At 55.2% G+C, this 21,203-nt stretch carries 23 protein-coding genes; 2 read left to right on the forward strand and 21 right to left on the reverse strand.

Annotated features, from left to right (window positions below):
• Positions 1-86 precede the first annotated feature (86 nt).
• From MKY74_RS28375 to MKY74_RS28415, 9 genes are all read right to left on the reverse strand, one after another.
• Positions 87-398 carry a DUF1292 domain-containing protein gene (locus MKY74_RS28375; RefSeq protein WP_076169647.1) on the reverse strand — a complete coding sequence of 104 codons (312 nt, stop codon included), beginning with the start codon at positions 396-398 and terminating at the stop codon, positions 87-89.
• Positions 391-702 carry a DUF1292 domain-containing protein gene (locus MKY74_RS28380; RefSeq protein WP_076169646.1) on the reverse strand — a complete coding sequence of 104 codons (312 nt, stop codon included), beginning with the start codon at positions 700-702 and terminating at the stop codon, positions 391-393. Before MKY74_RS28380 ends, MKY74_RS28375 begins: the two co-directional genes overlap by 8 nt.
• Positions 703-713: 11 nt before the next feature.
• Positions 714-1,130, reverse strand: a complete 417-nt coding sequence (gene ruvX / locus MKY74_RS28385; RefSeq protein WP_076169645.1) for a Holliday junction resolvase RuvX — start codon at positions 1,128-1,130, stop codon at positions 714-716.
• A 9-nt stretch (positions 1,131-1,139) separates the two neighbouring features.
• Complete coding sequence (locus MKY74_RS28390) at positions 1,140-1,400, reverse strand: IreB family regulatory phosphoprotein (RefSeq protein WP_076169644.1); 261 nt, start codon at positions 1,398-1,400, stop codon at positions 1,140-1,142.
• 203 nt (positions 1,401-1,603) lie between these two features.
• Positions 1,604-4,228, reverse strand: coding sequence for an alanine--tRNA ligase (gene alaS, locus MKY74_RS28395; RefSeq protein WP_076169643.1), 2,625 nt, complete (start codon positions 4,226-4,228; stop codon positions 1,604-1,606).
• Between the two features lie 394 nt (positions 4,229-4,622).
• Complete coding sequence (locus tag MKY74_RS28400) at positions 4,623-5,654, reverse strand: AI-2E family transporter (RefSeq protein ID WP_373309599.1); 1,032 nt, start codon at positions 5,652-5,654, stop codon at positions 4,623-4,625.
• A gap of 414 nt (positions 5,655-6,068) precedes the next feature.
• The gene (locus MKY74_RS28405; protein ID WP_076169641.1) at positions 6,069-6,275 is read right to left on the reverse strand and encodes a hypothetical protein; all 207 of its coding nucleotides are present in this window, start codon (positions 6,273-6,275) and stop codon (positions 6,069-6,071) included.
• A gap of 13 nt (positions 6,276-6,288) precedes the next feature.
• A complete protein-coding gene (locus MKY74_RS28410) occupies positions 6,289-6,810 on the reverse strand; it encodes a PRC-barrel domain-containing protein (RefSeq protein WP_076169640.1) in 522 nt (173 codons plus the stop codon).
• A 160-nt stretch (positions 6,811-6,970) separates the two neighbouring features.
• The gene (locus tag MKY74_RS28415) at positions 6,971-8,113 is read right to left on the reverse strand and encodes a cysteine desulfurase family protein (protein WP_076169639.1); all 1,143 of its coding nucleotides are present in this window, start codon (positions 8,111-8,113) and stop codon (positions 6,971-6,973) included.
• A gap of 168 nt (positions 8,114-8,281) precedes the next feature.
• On the opposite strand from MKY74_RS28415, the gene MKY74_RS28420 reads away from it, so the two are divergent.
• Entirely contained in the window at positions 8,282-8,617 is a 336-nt protein-coding gene (locus tag MKY74_RS28420; RefSeq protein WP_076169638.1) for a hypothetical protein, read from the forward strand.
• 162 nt (positions 8,618-8,779) lie between these two features.
• Here the strand turns inward: MKY74_RS28420 and cymR are convergent, their stop codons facing one another.
• A complete protein-coding gene (cymR, locus tag MKY74_RS28425) occupies positions 8,780-9,199 on the reverse strand; it encodes a cysteine metabolism transcriptional regulator CymR (protein ID WP_076169637.1) in 420 nt (139 codons plus the stop codon).
• A gap of 404 nt (positions 9,200-9,603) precedes the next feature.
• Between cymR and mnmA the strand changes: the two genes are divergently transcribed.
• Complete coding sequence (gene mnmA, locus MKY74_RS28430; RefSeq protein ID WP_341013333.1) at positions 9,604-10,728, forward strand: tRNA 2-thiouridine(34) synthase MnmA; 1,125 nt, start codon at positions 9,604-9,606, stop codon at positions 10,726-10,728.
• Between the two features lie 150 nt (positions 10,729-10,878).
• Here the strand turns inward: mnmA and MKY74_RS28435 are convergent, their stop codons facing one another.
• The 11 genes from MKY74_RS28435 to MKY74_RS28485 form a co-directional block, all read right to left on the reverse strand.
• The gene (locus MKY74_RS28435) at positions 10,879-12,189 is read right to left on the reverse strand and encodes a replication-associated recombination protein A (protein WP_076169636.1); all 1,311 of its coding nucleotides are present in this window, start codon (positions 12,187-12,189) and stop codon (positions 10,879-10,881) included.
• A gap of 122 nt (positions 12,190-12,311) precedes the next feature.
• Positions 12,312-12,875, reverse strand: a complete 564-nt coding sequence (locus tag MKY74_RS28440; RefSeq protein WP_076169635.1) for a GNAT family N-acetyltransferase — start codon at positions 12,873-12,875, stop codon at positions 12,312-12,314.
• Positions 12,876-13,015: 140 nt separating this feature from the next.
• Positions 13,016-13,330, reverse strand: coding sequence for a DUF6092 family protein (locus MKY74_RS28445; protein ID WP_076169634.1), 315 nt, complete (start codon positions 13,328-13,330; stop codon positions 13,016-13,018).
• Entirely contained in the window at positions 13,320-13,841 is a 522-nt protein-coding gene (locus MKY74_RS28450) for a nitroreductase family protein (RefSeq protein ID WP_076169633.1), read from the reverse strand. The genes MKY74_RS28445 and MKY74_RS28450 overlap by 11 nt, the downstream gene beginning before the upstream one ends.
• Positions 13,842-13,860: 19 nt before the next feature.
• On the reverse strand, positions 13,861-14,721 hold the full coding sequence (locus MKY74_RS28455) for an NADPH-dependent oxidoreductase (RefSeq protein WP_076169632.1): 861 nt from the start codon (positions 14,719-14,721) through the stop codon (positions 13,861-13,863).
• A gap of 47 nt (positions 14,722-14,768) precedes the next feature.
• Entirely contained in the window at positions 14,769-15,719 is a 951-nt protein-coding gene (locus MKY74_RS28460) for an aminopeptidase (RefSeq protein WP_076169631.1), read from the reverse strand.
• 44 nt (positions 15,720-15,763) lie between these two features.
• Positions 15,764-16,435: an AroM family protein gene (locus MKY74_RS28465; RefSeq protein WP_076169630.1), complete on the reverse strand. Its 672-nt coding sequence runs from the start codon at positions 16,433-16,435 to the stop codon at positions 15,764-15,766.
• 163 nt (positions 16,436-16,598) lie between these two features.
• A complete protein-coding gene (locus MKY74_RS28470; protein ID WP_076169629.1) occupies positions 16,599-17,534 on the reverse strand; it encodes a DUF1177 domain-containing protein in 936 nt (311 codons plus the stop codon).
• Positions 17,535-17,606: 72 nt separating this feature from the next.
• Complete coding sequence (locus MKY74_RS28475) at positions 17,607-18,665, reverse strand: DUF917 domain-containing protein (protein ID WP_076169628.1); 1,059 nt, start codon at positions 18,663-18,665, stop codon at positions 17,607-17,609.
• 12 nt (positions 18,666-18,677) lie between these two features.
• A complete protein-coding gene (locus tag MKY74_RS28480) occupies positions 18,678-20,288 on the reverse strand; it encodes an OPT/YSL family transporter (RefSeq protein WP_076169627.1) in 1,611 nt (536 codons plus the stop codon).
• Positions 20,289-20,524: 236 nt separating this feature from the next.
• Positions 20,525-21,175: an aspartate/glutamate racemase family protein gene (locus tag MKY74_RS28485; protein ID WP_076169626.1), complete on the reverse strand. Its 651-nt coding sequence runs from the start codon at positions 21,173-21,175 to the stop codon at positions 20,525-20,527.
• Positions 21,176-21,203: the final 28 nt, after the last annotated feature.

Here is a 21,203-nt window from a genome sequence, read left to right on the forward strand (position 1 = left end):
CGCAATGCTCCGTTTCACGCATTCCGCTGTCTTTGCGGGGACTCCGGAGTTATCAATTTTGGTACTTGATCAAACCTTGTGCCCGATTAATCTTCGCTGTCCTCAGGAAAGGTCATTTCGTCGTACAGCTCGCTGATATTTTCCCATTCATCGTCATCATCTATGGTGACAAGCCCAAGAGTTCCTTCAGGCGAGGAGACCACTTTCAGGATATCGAATTCTCCGCTTTGATCTCCTGGCTTTTGGAGCACAGCATAGCTCTGACCGTTGATTTCAAACTCAGCTGTAAGATCATAGACGGAAGTCGCTCCGTTCTCATCTTCCAGTTCCACAGTTGGACCAAAGGCTTCCTTCAGTTTGGAAGTCCATACGGCCTGATCTGCAGAGAAATCATTCATGTTCATTCCCTCCATCAAGTTCGGCAACCAGCGTATTGAACGTTTCCTCGACGATTTCCCACTCTTCGTCGTCCTCGATCATATACAGCTTCAGATCGTCTCCGTCCTCCTCATAGCGGAAGGCATAGACCTCGTCGGAGTCATCATCCTCGGAGTCAAGCGGAACGACCATCATATACTTGGAGTCCGAGCCGTCGACCTCGAATTTCATGATGACTTCAAACTCCTCTTCATTGCCTTCGTCATCGGGAATATAAATAATTTCCGGTTCTTCTTCTTCCATACGATTACGGTCATTAGCCATTTGTATCACCCTCACCTTTTACTCTTAGAGTCCAAATAGTTTTGCAAAATCAAGCTGGCAGCCATTTTATCCACGACCTGCCTGCGTTTCTTCCGGCTGACATCCGCTTCAAGCAGCGTCCTTTCGGCGGATACCGTCGTCAACCGCTCATCCCACAGATGAACCGGCAAGTTCAGCATGTCTCTCAGCTGATCTGCAAACGCAATGCAGATTTCGCCGCGCGGACCAATGCTGCCGTTCATGTTCTTCGGGAGGCCAACCACGATTTCTTCCACTTCCTGCTCGCGGACCAGATCCGCAATTCGCTGCATTTCCGCCCCGTCGCGGCGGCGTTCGACCACTTCAAGCCCCTGGGCGGTCCAGCCGAACATATCGCTCACGGCCACCCCGATTTTGCGGTCCCCGTAATCGAGTCCCATAATTCTCATAAAGCTCTCCTATCGGTGATTGGCTAGATAGAACCGGACCAGCTCTTCAATCAACTCATCACGCTCTTTTTTTCGAACCAGGCTTCTCGCGTTGTTCTGGCGCGGTATATAAGCGGGGTCTCCGGATATCAGGTAGCCGACGATCTGGTTGATCGGGTTATAATCCTTCTCCACCAGCGCGTCGTATACCGTCAGAAGGATATCCTTCGCGGAGGCCTCCTTCTCATCACCCTTCACGTTAAACTTGACTGTCTTATCCATGGAATCCATTTGTGACACCTCGCTTCTTCAAAAACATGTCCATGCATGTTTTGACGAATTGAATCTTTAAGGTTTCCTACTTTTTCTATCATACCATACCGGGCCGCGCCGAAGGAAATTCCACGGAAAGAAAAAACAAAAATTTTACAAAGTTCCGGGTAGCCGCCGGAGTCTTTACAATGTATTGGATGCAGAAGGCAAAGATGATATGCCTAAATTCCAGATCCAACCAATTGCTCAGCCAGCTTCAAAGCGTCTTCCAGTTTGCTGGCGTCCTTGCCGCCAGCCTGGGCCATATCGGGACGTCCGCCGCCTCCGCCGCCGCAGACTGCCGCGATCTCCTTCACCAGCTTGCCTGCATGAAGCCCTGACTTCACGAGCTCCTGCGGAACGGAAACGACGAAGTTCACCTTCTCGTCCATCGCTGCGCCGAGAACCAGCACGGCATTCGGGAGCTTGCCCTTCAGTTCGTCGGCAATCGAGCGCAGGGCGTCCATGCTTCCCGCATTGACGCGGACAGCGAGCAGCTCTCTTCCGTTCACCTGCTTCACCTGTTCGGTGAGCTGGCCGGCTTCGATCGTGCTCAGCTTGCTCTGAAGCGACTCGTTCTCGCGTCCCAGCTCTTTCAGTTGGCCGTGCAGCGCTTCAATCCGTCTCGGCACGTCGTGCAGATTCGATTTAAGAAGCTCTGCGGACTGCTTCAGCAGCGACAGCTGGCCTTCCAGGAATTCGTATGCCAAGCGGCCGGTTACCGCCTCGATCCGGCGTACCCCCGAGCCGATGCCGCTTTCGCTGACCAGCTTGAAGATTCCGATCTCGGACGTGTTGTTCACGTGGCATCCGCCGCACAGCTCCAAGCTGTAATCGCCGACCTGCACGACGCGGACGATGCTGCCGTACTTCTCGCCAAACAGCGCCATGGCGCCCATTGCTTTGGCTTCGTCGAGCGATTTATATTCAATTGTTACATTAGTGCCCTTCCAAATTTGTTCATTCACGCGGCGTTCGATATCCGCCAGTTCTTCCGGCGTAATGCTGCCGAAATGCGAGAAGTCAAAGCGCAGGCGCTGCGGCTCAACGAGCGATCCGGCCTGATTGACGTGGGTGCCGAGTACTTCCTTCAACGCTTTATGAAGGAGGTGGGTCGCCGTATGGTTCTTCTCGATGTCTCTGCGTTTGTCATGATCGACCTCTGCCTTGACGGTCTCGCCGACCTTGAGCTCCCCGGCTTCCACCGTCACCTGGTGCACATGCTGTCCATGCGGCGCCTTGAAGAGGCCCTCCACTCTGGCCGTCACCGATCCGCCGCGCAGCAGACCCTGGTCGCTGACCTGGCCGCCGCTCTCCGCATAGAACGGAGTGACGTCAAGCACCACCTGGGCGCTCTGTCCTTCCCCGGCGATGTCCACCATGGCGTCATCGACAATGATTGCCACAATTTTCGACTCGGTTACGGTGTCATTATATCCAACAAATTCACTTTTAACCGTATAATCGGACAGGACGCCGCCCTGAACCTTCATGCCGCCGCTCTCCTGACGGGCTGCACGCGCGCGGTCGCGCTGCTCCTGCATCGCTGCGTCAAAGCCCTCGCGGTCAACGGTCAGCCCATGCTCAGCCGCATAGTCTTCCGTCAGGTCGAACGGGAAACCGTACGTATCGTACAGCTTGAATGCGTCGCTGCCGCCGATCTGCTTCGTGCCCTGCTCCAGCGCCTGCTTGCTGATTTCCTCGAGGATCGCCAGGCCGTCGGACAGCGTCTCATGGAAACGTTCTTCCTCCGTGGAGATCACCTTCTCGATGAATTCGCGTTTCTCCACCACGTTCGGGTAATATACGCCCATAATGTCGCCGACGGTTTCCACCAGGCTGTACAGGAACGGACGGTCAAGACCCAGCACTTTGCCGTAACGTACGGCGCGGCGCAGCAAACGGCGGATGATGTAGCCGCGTCCTTCATTTGACGGAAGCACGCCGTCGGCCACCGCAAACGTAACGGTACGCACATGGTCGGCAATGACCTTCAGCGCGACGTCGCCCTCTACGCTGGCATTGTATTTAACGCCGGCCAGCTCTGCCGTTTTTTGAATGATCGGCTGGAACAGGTCGGTGTCGAAGTTGGAGTCGACGTTTTGCAAAATGGATGCAAAGCGTTCCAGGCCCGCTCCGGTATCGATGTTCTTGTTGGGAAGCGGCGTGTAGGAGCCGTCCTTGTTGTGGTTGAACTGCGAGAAGACGAGGTTCCACACTTCCAGGAAGCGTTCGTTCTCCCCGCCCGGGTACATTTCCGGATCGGACAGGTCGCCATAGGCTTCGCCGCGGTCATAGAAAATTTCCGTACAAGGACCGCAAGGGCCTTCGCCGATGTCCCAGAAGTTATCCTCCAGCTTCACGATCCGCTCGGCCGGCAGGCCAATCTTTTCGTTCCAGAGCTTAAAGGCTTCTTCGTCCTCCGGATATACCGTGACCGACAGACGCTCCGGATCGAATCCGATCCATTCCTTGCTGGTCAGAAATTCCCATGCCCATGTAATGGCCTCTTCCTTGAAATAGTCGCCGATGGAGAAGTTGCCGAGCATTTCAAAGAAGGTGTGATGCCGGCGGGTCTTGCCTACATTTTCGATATCGTTGGTACGGATACACTTCTGCGAGTTCGTGAGCCGGGGATTTTCGGGACTGATGCGTCCGTCAAAATACGGCTTCAGCGGGGCCATCCCCGCGTTGATCCACAGCAGGGAAGGATCGTTATGCGGAACGAGCGAAGCGCTCGGCTCGATCTGGTGTCCCTTGCTTGCGAAAAATTCAAGCCATTTGGAACGAATTTCACTTGCTTTCATAGTAAACAGCCTCCAGCTCTCTCGTAAATTGCATGCAAATGGACGGATAAACGTAAAAACGCCCCTGATCAGATCAGGGACGAATGAATTCGCGGTACCACCCTGGTTACCGCCTGAACGACTGCCGGGCGCCATACGCCGGCTGCCAGCTTGAATGATCAGGCGATCGCCTTGTTAAGGCCGTTAACGGGGCCAGCCGGTGAATTTGTCACACTCCGAAATCAGCTTTCCGGACAGTATCGCTTGGGGGCTCTTGCAGCCGTCACGCTTACCGTGAAGGAGCCCTTCTCTGAACAAGGAGGAACTGCCGTACTTCATTTCATCGCCGTTTTGTCCATTTTTGCATAGTATTGTCTGAATTATATCCGATAGCGCGGACGCTTGTCAAACCGCTCTACGTCGTCTTCCGCTTGACGTAATAGGCAAAGAAGTGCTGGATGATGACCTTGAGCACCGCGAATAAAGGCACTGCCAAAATGAGTCCGACGATCCCTGCGATCTCCCCGCCGACCAGAAGGGCAAAAATAATCAGCATCGGGTGAAGATGCAGCTTCTTCCCCACGACCTGGGGCGATACGATATTGCTCTCCAGGAGCTGGCACAGCCAGTTCACGATGATGACCATCAGCACCATTTTCCAAGATATCGTCGAAGCCATGACCACCGCAGGCGCCGCGCCCAGGAACGGGCCCAGGTAGGGCACGATGTTGAATACCGCAACGATGCTCGCCATCAGCAGGGCATACGGCATGCCGACGATCATATATCCGATATAGGCCAGAATGCCGACGATGAGACACACCAGGAACTGCCCGCGGACATAATTCCCGAGCGCCTCATCGATCTCCTTCAGCAATCTGACGGAAGCCTTGCGCCGGGTGCGCGGCAGCAGCGATACGACCGCCCGCTCAAAAACGTCGAAGTCCTTTAATATGTAGAAAATCAAAAACGGGATGATGAAAATGTTCAGCACGATGTTAATCGTACTGCCGATATGGTCCATGAAATTGGAGATGCCTTTGGCCAGGCGGTCCTCCCACTGCAGCAGCCACTGATCCACGCCCTCCTTGATTCCCACCGGAACCCCCCGATTATCCAGGTTGTTCATGATGTTCTGGGCATGCATCGTCATCTCCGGCAAATGCTCATTCAGTTCCTCCATCTGCTCGATCAGCATCGGGATCAGATTGATCAGAATCACCGCAAGGCAGGTCAGAAAGACGGCGTAAATGAGCAGCACGGCGATTCCCCTCGGCATTTTCCGCGCGGCCAGCATGCATACGACCGGATTGAGCACATAGGAAATGATCATCGCCACGACAAAGGGGGCCAGGATCGCTTTCAGAAATTGATAGATATTCATGAACATCGGCCGCAGCAGCCAAACGAAATACAGAATAATCAGACCAAGCAGGACCCAAATCATCCCCCGGAACCATTTATTGGCCGTCAGTTTATCCACCTTGTCTCCTCCTTCCGGACGTGCTGTCAAGTTAGTATATGTCCCGAAATTCGAATTTAACCTATTGGCGGCCACGGGAGGAGAACTATGGGTAAAACGCAAAGAAACCCGGATACCTGATTCTGCCGTGTAGGCAAAAACGGGTACGGGTTTCCAAGATGACGGCAATAAGACCGTGTATGGTACTTCCGCTGTGGGTGCTATGTAACCAATAATAGGATTGAAGCTGCCGGGTGAATCCCCCTTGCGGGCCGTGGCAAAGTGAAGACAAACCACAATTAGCGGAAGGGGCGGCTCCATTACACAGCATAAATCAGAAAAATATTCGTTAGGACCCGAAGGTCTGCGGAAATGTTCTGACTGGTACATGCATATTGTTTAAGAGGAAGCGTGCAGATGAGGAAAATCCTGAGGAATCTCCTCAAAGAACAAATCGTCCAGCGAGCTGAGCGTACCGTCCTCTTCTACCTGGTATACGGACATTTTCTCCCCGTTCACCGTCAGTTCGATAAAGCAGCCCCAGCAGTAAAATTGGTGGGAACCGATTTTTCCTATATCTTTGGAATTGCAGTTAGGACATCTCATATTCATTGATCACCTATCCGTTAACAGAATTAATGGCTTTTTCCAAACGCTGTTCGCTCATAGGCGGAACCATGACCGCATTCTCCCCTATGGACATTTCCGTGGTGCAAGGCAGCCATTTCCGCCCTTCAATCAAATCCGAAACAAATCCGTCGCTTATTTCGAGACCTAATATTGTATTTCCCATTTCCTGGTCAAAATAAACGTCCGTCACTTTACCGAGCATCGTACCGTCCTCAGTAAGTACGTCCAGATCCTTTAATTTATTTTTACCCAAAAGATAGGTGTATTGTATGTCGTCGGCATCCGTCTTGCGAACAGCCTGTTTATTACGAATCATCACAGCATCTTCGCCATAAGCAACGACGTCCTCCCAGGACACCGTCTTCGCTGTGTTGGAGAACAACCCTTTGCCTTCCAGCTCAAGGCCTTGAATTTTCCAATCTTCGGTGATGATAATATCGTATATTTTGCCGATCTCCTTGCCTTCTTCCACATCAAATACGGCAAGTCCGATCATCTCTTGGAATTTCATGGCCAGGATCCCACCTTACCCTCTTCAAAATTGAAACGAACCCCTTCACGTTACCACCGAAGTCAGTCAATCCAATGCGGCACGCTCAGGTCGATTTGTCTCGCGAACGGTATGGAGCACTCATCCCTCCCTCTCCATCCATGGAGAATCCCTACCTTTCTTACGTAAGACGACGCAGAATGGTTTCAATTTTTTGGGCTGTGTACTCCATATCTTCAGTAGTATTACCCAAACCAAAGCTGAATCGAATCGCCGAACGCAAAACATTTTGAGGCAGCTGCATGGCCTCCAGCACATGGGACAGCTCCAGCGAGCCTGAAGTGCATGCCGAACCGCTGGCGGCGGCGATGCCCTCCATGTCGAGGTTCATCAGAAGCGTCTCCGTATCTGTCTGCGGGAAGCTGATGTTCACGATGTGGGGAAGGCATTCCTCTTGGTGGCCGTTGATTACAAAAGCGTCCCTGCCGATCTTCTGCTCCAGCGTGCTGATCAAGGCCTGGCGCAAACGAAGATCATGCTCTCTTCGCTGCTCCATCTGGCGGGAAGCAATCTCCACGGCTTTGCCGAAGCCGGCGATTCCGGCCATATTTTCTGTTCCGGCGCGCCGCTTTTTCTCTTGGAGTCCGCCGTGAAGGCGCGGTGCGATGACCAGTCCTTTGCGGACGTACAGCGCTCCTACACCTTGAGGTCCGTTGATTTTGTGCGCGGAAAAGCTCATCATGTCGACCGGAAGCTCATGGCAGTTGATGGGCAGCGCTCCAAGAGCCTGAACGGCGTCCACATGAAAAAGAATGTCTCTGCTTCGGGCGATTCTCCCGATTTCTTCAATCGGCTGAATCGTTCCTACCTCGTTGTTCGCATACATGATGCTGATCAGAATCGTATCCTCCGACAATGCAGCCTCCAGATCCTCGGGCCGAACCCGTCCGGTGTGGTCTACCGGCAGGTAAGTGACACGGAATCCTTCCTTTTCCAGCTCTTCGCAGGCGTGAAGCACAGCATGATGCTCGATGGACGACGTAATGATGTGGTTCCCCTTAGACCTGCGCATGGAAGCTGCGCCGAATAAAGCGAGGTTGTCGCTTTCCGTTCCCCCGGCGGTAAAGACGATCTCATCGGGCAGGCAGCCGAGAAACTTAGCGATCCGGTCCCTTGCCCCGCTGACGGTGCGCTTGGCCGCACGGCCGAATGCGTGAACGCTGGAGGCGTTGCCGTATTGTCCGGTCATGACGCGCATCATTTCTTCTGCCACTTCCGGATGTACCGGAGTGGAAGCCGCATGGTCCAAATAGATTGATTTCATGATTACACCACCTTGGTCTTGTGTAGTATTTCGCTTATGATGTCCAGTGAAATTGTTGTATTCAAGTCAGGAATTTGGAGCCTGTTCATACAGGGTTTGGCTCGGATAGAACGGTTTCCGGGTAGTCATAATATGTCGGTAATCCAATCCCGATATGGAGGTCATGACATGAACCCGTATTCCCAATCCCAGCAAATCAACCAAATCATTCATCAGCTGACGCAGCAAACCCAACAAGCTTCTATGGCTTACCAGCAAATGCTGAAGCAGGAGCAGCAAAATGCGATGCAGCTGGAGCAGCTCGCTCAGCGTGAGCAGCAAACGTCGCAAATGATTCAATCCGCCCTTCAAGGCCACCAGCGCGCCATTCAACAGCTGCAGCAAATCTCCAGCCTGGCCCAGCAAATGGTGAGCTCCGTTTCCCAGCCGGTATCGGGATATATGGAAACGCAGCAGCCGCAAGGCTTCCAAACGGGGTTCAACAACCAGTTCCGTCAACAGTAACAACCGGAAACAGACTCGCCGAAGCGGGTCTGTTTTTAATTTGGAAAACATTTACTTACAAAACTTTGGAAGTTGACTATCCTTACAGAAGGTACACCCGGAAGGTACGCCGTTTGCAAAGCCGAATGCCACTCGCAAGGGGCGAGTGGCTGCAGCTTTAGTCTAGATGTAGAACATATAGTTCTCGGACGTCTCTTTCTCCTGGTAGGAAATCAGGTCGGCAAGCGTCGTCGAATCCAGCACGTTGGCGATTCCGTCACGGATCCGCAGCCAAAGATTACGTTTAGCCGGATCATCCTCTTCTGTAAAATCGACAGGCGAAATCGGCCCCTCGAGCACGCGAATGACATCACCGGCTGTAATCTCGGAAGCTTCACGCGATAAGATGTAACCGCCGTAAGCGCCGCGGATGCTCTTAACGAGTCCGGCGTTCCGGAGCGGAGCGATCAGCTGCTCCAGATAGTGCTCGGAAAGTTGGTTTTTCTCGGCAATGCTCTTCAGGGATGTCGGCCCTTCGCCGTATTTGGCGGCAAGCTCCATCATGATTGTCAAGCCGTAACGGCCTTTTGTCGATATTTTCAAAGGTGGCACCTCTCTCAAGTAAAATTCATGGTATCTATATAGAATGAACTCAAAATCTTCATGTTGAAGGGCTTGGATAAGCCTATGACAACAGGGGGTTCAAATTTCGAAACTTGAGTTGCATCTATTTAGCTCTTCCTCATGTATCGTTATCAATGGCTTTGGTTCAGCATGTCGGTGAGTTAATCCAAGAGAATACAGCTTATGTAAGCTTTTCCATATCTGCGTATTCCGATCATTTCCCTAGCCTATGTTAACATATCCGGCTCCGTTTTGGTTTAAAAAACAATGACAAAACAAAGAAATGTTCGCGTCCGGTGGACAACCTATGTGGTGTGATCTGTGGACAAATGTGTTAAAATAGAGGCTATGGGCACAATCTCATATGAAAATGGTGATGACTTTTGTCTACAGATAATCAAAATATACGTGTCGTCGTCGGGATGTCCGGCGGTGTCGACTCATCCGTCACCGCGCTGCTTCTGAAGCAGCAGGGCTACGACGTCATCGGCATTTTTATGAAAAACTGGGATGACACCGATGAATTCGGCAACTGCACCGCGGAAGACGACGCCGAGGACGTCCGCCGCGTCTGCGAGCAGATCGGCATTCCTTATTACACGGTGAACTTCGAAAAGGAATATTACGATAAAGTATTTTCCTATTTTCTCGATGAATATAAGTTGGGCCGCACACCAAATCCCGATGTCATGTGCAACCGCGAGATTAAATTCGGCGAATTTCTGACGAAAGCGCTGAATCTGGGCGCCCAATATGTAGCCACCGGCCATTATGCCCGCGTTGTTGAGCAGGACGGCGTCTATACGCTGCTGCGCGGCGTGGACAGCAACAAGGATCAGACCTACTTCCTGAACGCGCTCAATCAGCAGCAGCTGTCGAAGGCGATGTTCCCGATCGGACATCTGCCTAAGCCGGAGGTCCGCCGAATTGCGGAGGAAGCCGGGCTCTACACCGCCAAGAAAAAGGACAGCACCGGGGTATGCTTTATCGGAGAACGCAATTTCAAAGAGTTCCTGAGCCAATACCTGCCTGCCCAATCCGGCCAAATGGTCGATATCGCCACCGGCGAAGTCAAAGGCCGCCATGACGGCCTCATGTACTACACGCTCGGACAGCGCCAAGGCCTTGGTATCGGCGGTTCCGGCTCTGGCGAACCATGGTTCGTCGCCGACAAGGATTTGGAGAAGAACATTTTGTACGTCGTGCAGGGGGATCAGCATCCCAGCCTGTACTCTACCGGACTCATCGCTTCAGGCGTGAACTGGATCGCGGGACAAGGGGCCGTGCCCAAAGAGCCCTTCCAATGTACCGCCAAGTTCCGCTACCGCCAGCCCGACCAGAAGGTTACACTGGAATGGCTGCCGGACGGCAGCGTCCACGTTACGTTTGCCGAGAAGCAAAAAGCCATTACACCCGGCCAAGCCGTCGTGTTCTACCAGGACGATGTGTGCCTGGGCGGCGGAACGATCGACAAGGTGGAAAAAGTTCAATACGAAGCTGCCATCTAAACGCAAAGCATATGTGCAAACCGCCGGCTCTTTCGAGGGCCGGCGGTTTTTTTGCATGCCGTCCTTAAAGATTCTCCCCGCCAGCATTATTATCCTGCTGTCATTGCAAAACTAATCCCCAATCGAAGGATGTTCCCAGGCACCTGCAGTCTAAGACTGATCCTTCCGAAGCTGCTGGTTATGCCGGATTTTTGCCTCGTTGCCCTGCTCCGACGCTTCATAGAATACCCGGCCGGCGATTTCCTTCGGCAGGTAGTCCTGCTTCACATAATGGCCGGGATAATTATGCGGGTACTTGTACCCTTCATGGCCCAGCTTGACGGCGCCCTTATAGTGCGTATCCCGCAAGTGAAGCGGCACTTCCGCGGATTTGATCTCGTCCATAGCGGACATCGCATTCGAAATCGCCGTATAGACCCTGTTGGATTTGGGACTCTCCACCGCGAACAGAATCGCCTGCGCGATGTTCAGCTTCGCCTCCGGCCAGCCGTTGTTTCGGTAAGCGTCCAGCGCGCTGACGGCCTGAACCATCGCCTGCGGGTTCGCCAGCCCGATATCCTCGCTGCTGGCGGCAATCAGCCGGCGGATGAACACCATCGGGTCCATGCCCAGCTTCTCCACCGCGTAGAGGAACCAGAACAGCGCGGCATCGCTTGAGCCGCGGATGCTCTTATGAAACGCGGAAAGCACGTCATACTGGGTCGACTCGTCCGCGCGCACGATCGGCCGGCGGATGGACTCCTCCGCCACTTCGAGCGTGATATGGACGGTTCCGTCCGCCTCGGGAGGCGTTGTCAATGCCGCCAATTCCAGCGCATTCAGCGCGCGCCGGATATCCCCGTTCGCCATCGTCGCAATATGATCCAGAGCTTCATTGTCAACCTTCAGGTTCATGAAGCCTAGCCCCTTGTCCGGATCCTGCAGCGCCCGTTTCATCGCCAGCATGGAATGCTCTTTGGTAAGCGGATGAAGTTGGAACAGCGTCGAGCGGCTCATCAAGGCGCCGTTCACATAATGGAACGGGTTCTCCGTCGTCGCTCCGATAAAAATAATCGTCCCCTTCTCCACCGCAGGCAGCAGCGCGTCCTGGCGTGAGCTGTTAAAACGGTGCACCTCGTCCAGAAAGAGGATCGTTTTCGTTCCGTACATCGATTTATTGGTCTGGGCCTGGTCAATCACCTCGCGGACATCCTTGACGGAAGCGTCTACCGCATTCAGCCGGACGAAGTCCGCCTGCGTATGCTGCGAAATAATATGGGCGAGCGTCGTCTTGCCGCATCCCGGAGGCCCGTACAGGAGGATGGAGGATACCTGGTCGGCTTCGATCGCCCTGCGGAGCAGCTTGCCCGGGCCGACGATATGCTCCTGTCCGATATATTCATCCAGCGTGGTCGGCCGCATCCGGTCGGCCAAGAGCCGTGCGCCCGGATTCGCGTCCTGCTGGAAAGAGAATAAGTCCATTCGATTCACGTCCTTGAAAGTCTAAAATGCTTGTCCCTGCGGACCAAAGCTGTTCTTCTATCATACCATACCCGGCCGGGAGAGTTCATTCCCTTCTGTTTCCGGGCGAACAGACGGGGCGCTTATGACTTGCTCGGACGGCGGTAGGCCTTTTCGTGAAAGCGCAGGATCGACTGAAACAGCTCCTCGCCGCCGTCATGCGATTCGACGGGATTCTCGGGATCAAGGCTGAGGTACATCGCCCGGTACGTTTCAGGCACCCAAATGTACGAATGCACGTACGCTGTCGGCGTAAAACCGGCCTTTTTCCAAAAGGCGATTCTGCCGGCGTTTTCTTCCGACGGATCGGCTTCCGCTTCGATGACGATGCCTCTGAAGCCTCTTCTGCCGGCCCATTCACGCAAATCCCGGAGGCAGGCAAGTCCGGCACCTTGTCCCCTGGAACTTCCCCGTACCGCAATATAATCGATGACCAGCAGGTTTTCCTTGGCATCCATCCCCGTCAGGGCCATGGCCGCTGCGGTTTGGCTTTCGCTCCAGACGTGCAGTGCACACAGTCCCCTTTCAAACATGCGCATGATGATCGCTTTCGTTTTCCGCCCATGCTCCGGAAAAGCCTCCTCATAAATCGGCTCCGCCTGCTGCCACATCGCTTCGTCCCAATGTTCCGTCACCTGATGCTGCATCGTTCGTTGTTCTCCTTTTTTGTAGAAAATGGATGGTCATGCCTTTATTATAATGGCCCGCATGACGAAAAACACCGCAGAGCCGGCCAGCCGGACTGCGGTGTACTATTAACAACGGCTCTCGTCATTACGGCGAGCTGCTAAGCTTCGGGCTTCACTTCAAGCGTCGCTTGAACCAACACGGCGATCGCCCGGTCCAAGGCTTCGGCAAAGCCTTCAGGGTCCGTCATCGCCACCGGCCGGGATTCGCGGACAGCAGCCATGGCTTGCTCCACCGTCTCGTCCCGGATTCCGGCGGCTTGCAGCAGCTCCAGCCCCTTCTCCAGCGTATCCGCGAGCCGCATCGGGCCGTAGGAATGGGGCTCACGGTAGAGAGCGCGGGCGCTGGTCAGCACATAGGCCGCAAAATCCAGCATGCGCTCCCGCATATCCCCGGCCTGGAGGTTAGTTTCCATAGCGTTCAAATGAAATCATCTCCTTCGGCGGCTTGGACGTTTTCGGACGCGGAGGCTTGTCGGCGTAGCCGAGGCTGATCAGCAGCTCGGGCTTCACTTCCTCCGGCAAACCGGTGATGGCCGAAATGGACGGTGCGTGAAACGACCGGACCGGACAGCTGGACGCGCCGAGCGATTGGGCGGTGAGCATGATCACGGAAGCAGCGACACCCAAATTAATGAAACGCAGCGTGTCGGCACTGTCTGCTCCGCCCCGTGCCAGCGCCTCCTGATGATTGCTGCAGAGTACGACCACCGCCGCCGGCACTCCTGACAGCCCCTGTGCAAACCGCTTGATATGCCGGATCCGCACTTCGTCCTGAATGATCACAAAATGCGATTCCTGCGCATTGCTTGCCGACGGGCTGTGAAGAATGGCTTCCTTGATCGCCTCCACGATATGCGGCTCAAGCCGCTGGTCGGTAAAAGAACGCGCGCTGCGCCTTGCCTTGATGGTTTCCAGTACATCCATGGTGTTATCCCCCTCTCGCCTAACACAAGGAAAATCCTCTCCGCATCAAAACTTCCCGTAAATTCTCTCTTAAGCTTGACGATGCCGCGATCGTCTCCGGTCGCGTGCAGCGTCTGGCCGTGTGCTCACACCAGCCATAATCCGATCCTTCCTTCTCCGGTTCGCCGGCAATCGAGACCCGGCGGCCGTCATACGATCGGCGTGATATCATTTGCTCATCGTACGCATTCAGCCCTTTGTCCAATGCGGCGGCCGAATACCGTTCTTCATGAACCGTAACGCTCCGCGGCAGACGGGGCTTCACCCCTCTGCGCACCCCTTCACGCTCCCGACCGACCGCCAGGCCGACCACGGCAAACATCCCCTCGGGAAGGCCAAGCTCAAGCGCCAGCTCCTCCGGATGGTTGCGGACAGACCCGACCGGGACGGCGCCATAACCGAGCGCTTCGGCAGCGACCAGGGCATTCTGCATCGCCAGTGCGGCATCGACGGAAGACAGCAGGAACATTTCAAGCGTGTCCGCCTTAAAGTCGTAGCCCTGCCGCTGCGTTACATATTTCAGTCGATGAATGTCCGCGCAGAAAACCAGCATCACCGGCGCTTCCTGGATAAAACCCTGGTGGCCGGACAGTGCCGAAATTCGCGATTTCCGGTCCGCGTCCCGGACAACGATGATGCTGTAAGCCTGCAGGTTGGAGGAAGTTGGCGCGCTTCTGGCGGACGTCAGGATCGCTTCGAGCGCGGCCGGCGGCACCTCCTCCGGCGTAAAGCCCCGGACGGACTCATGGCTGGTCAGAACCTGGATCGTCCCGTTCAGGTGCGTTTCGTCCGTCACGCTTCCCTCCAGCTCGAAGCGGTTTCGTATCATGTTCCGTCCCATGTCTCTCCCCCTCAAGCAATAGGCATTCAACTAGAACATCATAGGGTTCAGCCGTTCAATTCCCCATTCTTCATAATTTGACGGCCGTCCAGATACACATCCGGCTTGCCGACCACGCAATCGATATGCACGCCTGCGGCGACGACGCCGCCGAACGTGTTGTTGCTGCCGAAGGCCACGTGGATGGTGCCGTACACCTTCTCGTCTTCCAGCACGACGCCGGTGATCCGGGCCTTCTCGTTTGTGCCGATGCCGAACTCGCCAAGCAGCCGGCCGTCCCCATCGCCGAGCATCTGCAGCAGCTTCTCTCCCTCCGGTCCCCCTTCGGCCGCGGTCAGGCGTCCCTTTTCCACGGTCAGCACGATCGGGCCCGACAGCTTGCCGATGCCGGCAATGGAGCCATCAACGACGATTTGACCTTCGGCCGTTCCTTCGATCGGAGCGATATAGGCTTCTCCCGAAGGCAGGTTTCCGGATTGTCCCGGCTCCAGGTACATGCCCGTGCTGGGCACCCCGTCCCGCCCCTGGATGGAAAACTCCAGCGAACGGCCGTCCTTCTCGATGCGTACCGTTTGAGCGCCTGTCAGCATATCCGTCACTTTTTCGGTCAGCGCTTTGACTTGCGTATAATCGGCGGCAATAGCTCCTTCCAGGAACATGTCCTCGGTGATGCCCGGCATGGTAGCCAGACGCGCTCCGGCGGCTGCCGCCTGCTTGCGGGCCTGCGTATGCGTCAGCGAGTGCTTCGTAATGCACACCACGACCTGCGCCTTGGTCATTGCGGCCGCAATCGCCTCAGGCGGCTCCTCCCCCGACTTCGCACGTTCTGTCATGACAGCCAGCATCGACTCGGCTCCGAGACGCTTTCCGGCTTCATGCAGCGCTTCGGCAAGCTCCTTCCGGCTCTCATCGGTAACGACCAGAAAAGTCTCTCCGGATTTCAAGCCAAGGCAATCGGCCAACGTGTTCATACTGATTTCAACGATCTTTTCATTCATTGCGAAACAGCTTCCTTCCTTATAAAAAATAGGGTTCGACCGGCTCAAATCATTTCCGATACGATTTTAGCCATAATAGCATTCGACAGAATGACCGGCAAGCCGGAGGCTTCGGCCACGATACGGCGCGCTTCCTCCGTATATCCCATGCAGTCCAGCAGGATCAGATCCGTCTGATCCTTCAGCGCGCGTGCGGCGGCTTCGAAATTCCCTTCCTCAACCATGTACGGCGAAGCAACGGCAAACACCGGATGCAGTCCATGAAGCTCAAACTTCGAGTTCATGCTGTCCTTCTGCTCCTCCAGCGGAACGATGACGCCCAAACGTCTTGGGCCGACCATCGCCTTCACCGCCGGGGGAATGATATGATCTGGTTCGATCAAATAGGAAGATTGGGTGGCGAGTCCCGGAAATACGCCTGTGCACAGCAGCAAAATCTGCCGGATGCCCTGCTCTTCCATCGCATAAATTTTCTGCTGAAGCAGCGGCTGCATCTTGCTTCTTCCCATGACGACCGACTGCCCTGTCGTTAACCGCGAGGTGAGCGTATGGTCCCCCTCCTCCGGCTTCAGCTTTGCGTCGATTTCCTCCTTGGTCATTCCGTCCAGCACGCCGGCCTGAACGATATCCACCCGGCTTGGCAGATGCTCCTCCAGAATCGGCGTAACGTCCTTCCGTGGCGCCTGCCCGATCGTAATTACTCCCAGTTTCGTCATACCGCTGATCCTCCTTCACCATGATCGATATCGAATGAAGCTTCCCCACTACACATTGTTCGTATCCCCTGGTTACGTCATGATTGAATCGTACCCAAACGGGGATCTCCCTGCTGAAAAAGGGAAGACAGCCGTATGGCCTCTTCCCTCTTCCGTGGCTGTCTCAGGCATTCCCCGCCGTCTGCAGCACCTTCATCGAACCGTACAGCTTGACGATCCGGTCATATTCATCCGGATTATAAAACGCGCAGGTTCCGTTCGTGACCTCTTTGGCGACTTCCACCGCAAAGCGGACCGCGGCGGCGATGTCGATCTCGTGGCTCGCCCCCGTGCCGCATCCCGGCACGACCGACTGGGCCGTTACGGCTACCCCGACGACCGGTGCCGAGGTGGCCACGGCAGGCTGCAGGATCGAGTTGATGTGGTACAAGTCGTTGCCGTAAGGCGTAATGTCCTGCATCGTGATCGGGAACGTCACCGGCAGCAGTCCCGTCGTCATTTCCATAATGCGCAGCAGGTCCTCGCTCACCCGCAAAATGTAACCTTCCTTGACGGTCGGCGAAATGGCGAAGCCTTTATGGTTGATGACCCGGTTGCCCTTCGTCGTGTCGATCGAGAGGACCGCGTCCATTTCCGGCAGCACCTCGTGGGCGTTCATCGCACCGATATCGACCGGCGAATCCATAAAATCTACCGGCTCATGCGGACGGGTCGGGGCGTCCGGACAAATATGCGTCGTCACGATGACGTCGCCTTTGAGGCGGTCACCCTTGACCTGCATATCCGCGAGCTTAAGCGCGGAAGCAACCGCCGCTACTGCCCCGTCAGCGTCGGAGACGAGTCCGATCCGGCTTGGACGGGCGCCAATGCCGCCAAGGCGTCCAACGATGCCGAGGGTCGGAACCGAACCGCCCTTGGACTTGCCCTCGGTTCCCGGAATGACGATTTTAATAAAATCGGTGCTTCCCTTTTCGCCGGTTACTGTTTGTACTTCGACGGAAATCTCCGCATAGTCGGCGAACAGCGCTTTGACCTTCTCTCCCGTTACATAGCCATCATCCATCGCATCCAGCGAAATCATCGTTTGCTTGAGTGTCATATGACCGATACCTCCATCTTCTGTCTGTTGTGCGGGTGTTCTCTCTGTAACTTTCGAACCATCCGTAACGATTTAGAACAAATAATCCAGAACCGGCTTCTTGATAATGTCTTCCACCGGCAGCATCAGCTTCTTGTTGCGCATCGTGGTGCTGAGGAGCAGCTTCTCCTTCGGCACGACGATCACGGCGAGCTGCTGCCCCTTCTCCAAAGCGGCGGTCACGACCGGTCTGGCCGTTTTGGCGTCCAGGGTCATGATCAGGTCCGGGAATGTCGCGAAGCGTTCCCCGTCCTTTTCCAGCGTCATGTATTCATTCCAGAAAGTCATTTCGAACCCGTCGATCTGCACGGTCCCGACATCGAATCCGCCGGTCGTCTCGATCTGAAAATCCGTCACTTCTCCGGCCGCCACGATCCGGCCGCCGAGCTTGGCAACAACTGCTTCGATAGCTGCTTCGCCTTTGGCGCCGAGCAGCGCCCGGCCGACTTCGATCGCCTGCGAGATGGCTCCCGGAGCGCCGTTTTGCTTCGCATAAGCTGCGGTCACCGGATTTCTCGCCACTGCGACCAGGCCGCCCGCTTCAACCGACGCCTTGCGGATCATCGACGCCGCTTTGCCAAGGGAACCGGAGACGCTGAACTCCAGATAGTTGTCACCTTTACCGCCGATGGCCGTTTGGTGGGACACGTAATCTTCAACCTCCGTCAGATTCAGGGCACCCATCGTGCCTGTCGGATGCGCTCTGCCGTTGCAGGCGAAGTCGACCAGCGGAATTCCGGTAATGACCGACTGCAGCCATCCGTTGACCGTTGTGCCAGCCCCGTTCTCGTTGGTGTGAATGGCCGAGATCGGCTTGCCGAGCAAGCCGGTCAGCATGTCCAGCGCTTTGGAGTAGTGAATGGGCTTCAGGTACTTATCCTTTGCCCCCGGTGCACCGACCAGCGATACGGTCACGAGCGTGTCGTTATCGGCGAATTCGTCGATGGTGCGCAGCTCCGGCTGCCCCAGCTCGAGCGCGAGCCGGCCGATCTGAAGGCCTTCCTCGATCCAGCCGCCACCGCCGCCGCCCAATACTGCGCCGCCATAAACGGCGCTCTCCATCATGCTTTCATCCAAAGGTATACGTGCCATTGGTGTATGCACCTACTTTCTGATTTTGAATATCGAGTTAAAGAAGCTGTACAGCGCGTCTCCTGCGATAAAACCGGCCGCCAGGATACTCATTGGCGTTTCGGCTTCCTTCCCCTTCACTTTCAAGACAACGATCCGGATCAAGAGACCCGCAAGGACCGCCCAGCAGGCGTTCGGTGTCGCAATGAGGAGGCCTGTCGCGAACATGACGCCGATCTGGCGCTTGGCGCCGCCGATGAGCTGCAGAATGGCGCCAGGAATGGCCCACAGCAGCAGCTTCATTGCCACGTCGCCCGAGGTTCCCGCTTGAATCGTCGATACGTAAACCGTATCGATCGGCGGAACGAGCTTTTGCGAGAAGTAGGAGTTATACGTCAGGGCAACAACGATAACGGCTACGCCGAAGGCGATCATGCCTGTCATGTACTGCTGCTTTCTGCCCCGCTTTTCAAATTCGGGGTCTTCCCCGTTGCCGCGCAGAATGTAGCCTGTCTTCAGGTCGTATCCCATGTCCGCAAACGCCGGGCCGGTAGCGGCACTGAATCCGGCCAAAAGGGCCAGCGCCACCGGTGGAAAGCCGATCAGCATGCCGAACAAAAGCGTAATGAACGCGACGGCAAAGGCCGGGAACCAGCCGGAATGCATGGCCGCGATGCCGACGATAATTTCGTGCACAAACGCGGCAAAGGCCGCAAAGAACAGGAAGCCGATCAGCATGCCAAGGGACATCTTCGTCATCAGGCCGCCGATGATGGCAATAATAAGTGCGATGATCAGGTAAGCGACAAAGCCCAGTCCCAGGGAGCGTCTCGCTTCACCCTCCGTACGGGTATACTTCGAATCGTCAGCTTCCCGTTCCGATTTTTTCGGCCGCTTGAAAATCAGAATCGCGGCTTGAACGAGGGCGACGATCCCTGCGCCGATCATGACGCCATGGGCGATATAGAGAGCCTCCACGTTAATGTTGAACCACGGAATGGAATACTGCCGGATCAGAAGGCCGATGCCGAACATGCTGAGCGCCCAGATGTTGCCGATAAAGGCGACGCCGAAGGCCGACATCGAAATGTGGAAATAGGAACCGATGAGTCCGAGTACCGTACCGACGCCGAGCAGTCCGGCGCGCTTGCCGCCCTTATCGCCGGCTATGATCGATTCGGCTGTCGCTACGCCCGGAGCCCATGTCCCTGACGCGGGGAACAGCTTCGAGTCGAACAGCTTGTACAGCAGCGCCGCATCCACGAACATGGCCAGCGCTGCACCGATCAGCATCGGAACGATCAGCTTCGTTTCCCCCATCACGAACGGAATGCCGATCGGAATAAACAAACTGTTGGCCGCCCCGAACGTGGCCGAGGATATCGAAGTCTGCACCATATTTTGCCGGTGTACCGACTTGTATTTCTTAAAGACCGCAATCGGAATCCTCGCGATCAGCATCGCCACGAGCGCTCCGATAATAGCCGTATTCGGCGTAACACCAAGCGTGGTAACGATTTGAATCCCGACGATAGCACCCAGGATGGCGGTAACGATGTTGAGTATCAAGCCAAAGGGCTCAAAAATGCTGGGGTGCTTCTCTTTGCCGCCTGCTTGTTCTGCTTCGTGTTTTACTTCGCTCATGATAACGCCTCCAATATATATGAATTTCACTTGGCACTTTAACATTCATTTCTATAGTTCAATCTATATTGCAGGCCGCATTTGAAGGATATGTTTTATGCCATGCCCCAAGCGGTGTTGCTGGGCCTGGATGCCCACTCAGAGGTTAAGGAAAAGTATCTTCTTCCCAATCCTTATGAGAAGGGAGATTTCACCGCCTCGCATCAGGGTAATACAGTACTGGCAAATTCGAGCGATCAGGAAGCGGAAATAATCTGCTTATAATAGTTGGCGGCCATCAAGCCTTCCGCTTCGACGATATCAACGACGGGAACCTGCAGCTCTTTCCGGATCACATCGGCAAAATGAATAGTAGAGAAACCGGTGCAAGCGAATACAATCGCTTTTGCTCCCTTCTCCACCAGGGACCGTGCTCCTTCCAGCGCTTTCTGCCGTCCCGCTTCCGTCATCAGATCCGTCGTATTGGTCACGCCTTCAGGCCGGGAGTATCCTACGATCAGCTCATCCAGCAATACTTTCATGACCGGTGGGATCCCTTCGGTGATCCCCATTAATCCGACGGGCTCGCCGAGCGAGAGAGCGACCAAAGCAGCCGAGCTTCCGGCCCCGATGACGGGGATCGACACGCGGCTGCGCAATTCCCGGACGCCCGGATCGGCGGCGCAGCTGACAATCAGCAGGCGGCAGCCTTCCTGCTCCATCTGGATGCCCAGCTCTACGATTTTCGGAAGTGCTGCTTCCTCCGACGCATCATCGTAAATGCCCAGCGGTTGATCAGGTATGCTTCTGCTCATGACAGGGACTTCAAATTGCTCTTGAATCATGTTTCCGTGCGCTTGCAGCACTTCATTATCTTTCGCCGTAAATACACGAATTAATCCTATCAAGTCGATCACCCCTTCGTTCCTTTAAACT

Source organism: Paenibacillus sp. FSL R5-0378 (genome assembly GCF_038009285.1).
In the GTDB taxonomy this organism is placed as follows: Bacteria; Bacillota; Bacilli; order Paenibacillales; family Paenibacillaceae; genus Paenibacillus_AQ; species Paenibacillus_AQ favisporus.

What these genes read in the sequence shown, in the direction of transcription:
- MKY74_RS28375 (WP_076169647.1), bottom strand. Translation starts at nt 398, where the DNA reads ATGAATGATTTCTCTGCAGATCAGGCCGTATGGACTTCCAAACTGAAG.
- MKY74_RS28380 (WP_076169646.1), bottom strand. Translation starts at nt 702, where the DNA reads ATGGCTAATGACCGTAATCGTATGGAAGAAGAAGAACCGGAAATTATT.
- ruvX (WP_076169645.1), bottom strand. Translation starts at nt 1,130, where the DNA reads ATGAGAATTATGGGACTCGATTACGGGGACCGCAAAATCGGGGTGGCC.
- MKY74_RS28390 (WP_076169644.1), bottom strand. Translation starts at nt 1,400, where the DNA reads ATGGATTCCATGGATAAGACAGTCAAGTTTAACGTGAAGGGTGATGAG.
- alaS (WP_076169643.1), bottom strand. Translation starts at nt 4,228, where the DNA reads ATGAAAGCAAGTGAAATTCGTTCCAAATGGCTTGAATTTTTCGCAAGC.
- MKY74_RS28400 (WP_373309599.1), bottom strand. Translation starts at nt 5,654, where the DNA reads ATGATTTGGGTCCTGCTTGGTCTGATTATTCTGTATTTCGTTTGGCTG.
- MKY74_RS28405 (WP_076169641.1), bottom strand. Translation starts at nt 6,275, where the DNA reads ATGAGATGTCCTAACTGCAATTCCAAAGATATAGGAAAAATCGGTTCC.
- MKY74_RS28410 (WP_076169640.1), bottom strand. Translation starts at nt 6,810, where the DNA reads ATGAAATTCCAAGAGATGATCGGACTTGCCGTATTTGATGTGGAAGAA.
- MKY74_RS28415 (WP_076169639.1), bottom strand. Translation starts at nt 8,113, where the DNA reads ATGAAATCAATCTATTTGGACCATGCGGCTTCCACTCCGGTACATCCG.
- MKY74_RS28420 (WP_076169638.1), top strand. Translation starts at nt 8,282, where the DNA reads ATGAACCCGTATTCCCAATCCCAGCAAATCAACCAAATCATTCATCAG.
- MKY74_RS28435 (WP_076169636.1), bottom strand. Translation starts at nt 12,189, where the DNA reads ATGGACTTATTCTCTTTCCAGCAGGACGCGAATCCGGGCGCACGGCTC.
- MKY74_RS28440 (WP_076169635.1), bottom strand. Translation starts at nt 12,875, where the DNA reads ATGCAGCATCAGGTGACGGAACATTGGGACGAAGCGATGTGGCAGCAG.
- MKY74_RS28445 (WP_076169634.1), bottom strand. Translation starts at nt 13,330, where the DNA reads ATGGAAACTAACCTCCAGGCCGGGGATATGCGGGAGCGCATGCTGGAT.
- MKY74_RS28450 (WP_076169633.1), bottom strand. Translation starts at nt 13,841, where the DNA reads ATGGATGTACTGGAAACCATCAAGGCAAGGCGCAGCGCGCGTTCTTTT.
- MKY74_RS28455 (WP_076169632.1), bottom strand. Translation starts at nt 14,721, where the DNA reads ATGGGACGGAACATGATACGAAACCGCTTCGAGCTGGAGGGAAGCGTG.
- MKY74_RS28460 (WP_076169631.1), bottom strand. Translation starts at nt 15,719, where the DNA reads ATGAATGAAAAGATCGTTGAAATCAGTATGAACACGTTGGCCGATTGC.
- MKY74_RS28465 (WP_076169630.1), bottom strand. Translation starts at nt 16,435, where the DNA reads ATGACGAAACTGGGAGTAATTACGATCGGGCAGGCGCCACGGAAGGAC.
- MKY74_RS28470 (WP_076169629.1), bottom strand. Translation starts at nt 17,534, where the DNA reads ATGACACTCAAGCAAACGATGATTTCGCTGGATGCGATGGATGATGGC.
- MKY74_RS28475 (WP_076169628.1), bottom strand. Translation starts at nt 18,665, where the DNA reads ATGGCACGTATACCTTTGGATGAAAGCATGATGGAGAGCGCCGTTTAT.
- MKY74_RS28480 (WP_076169627.1), bottom strand. Translation starts at nt 20,288, where the DNA reads ATGAGCGAAGTAAAACACGAAGCAGAACAAGCAGGCGGCAAAGAGAAG.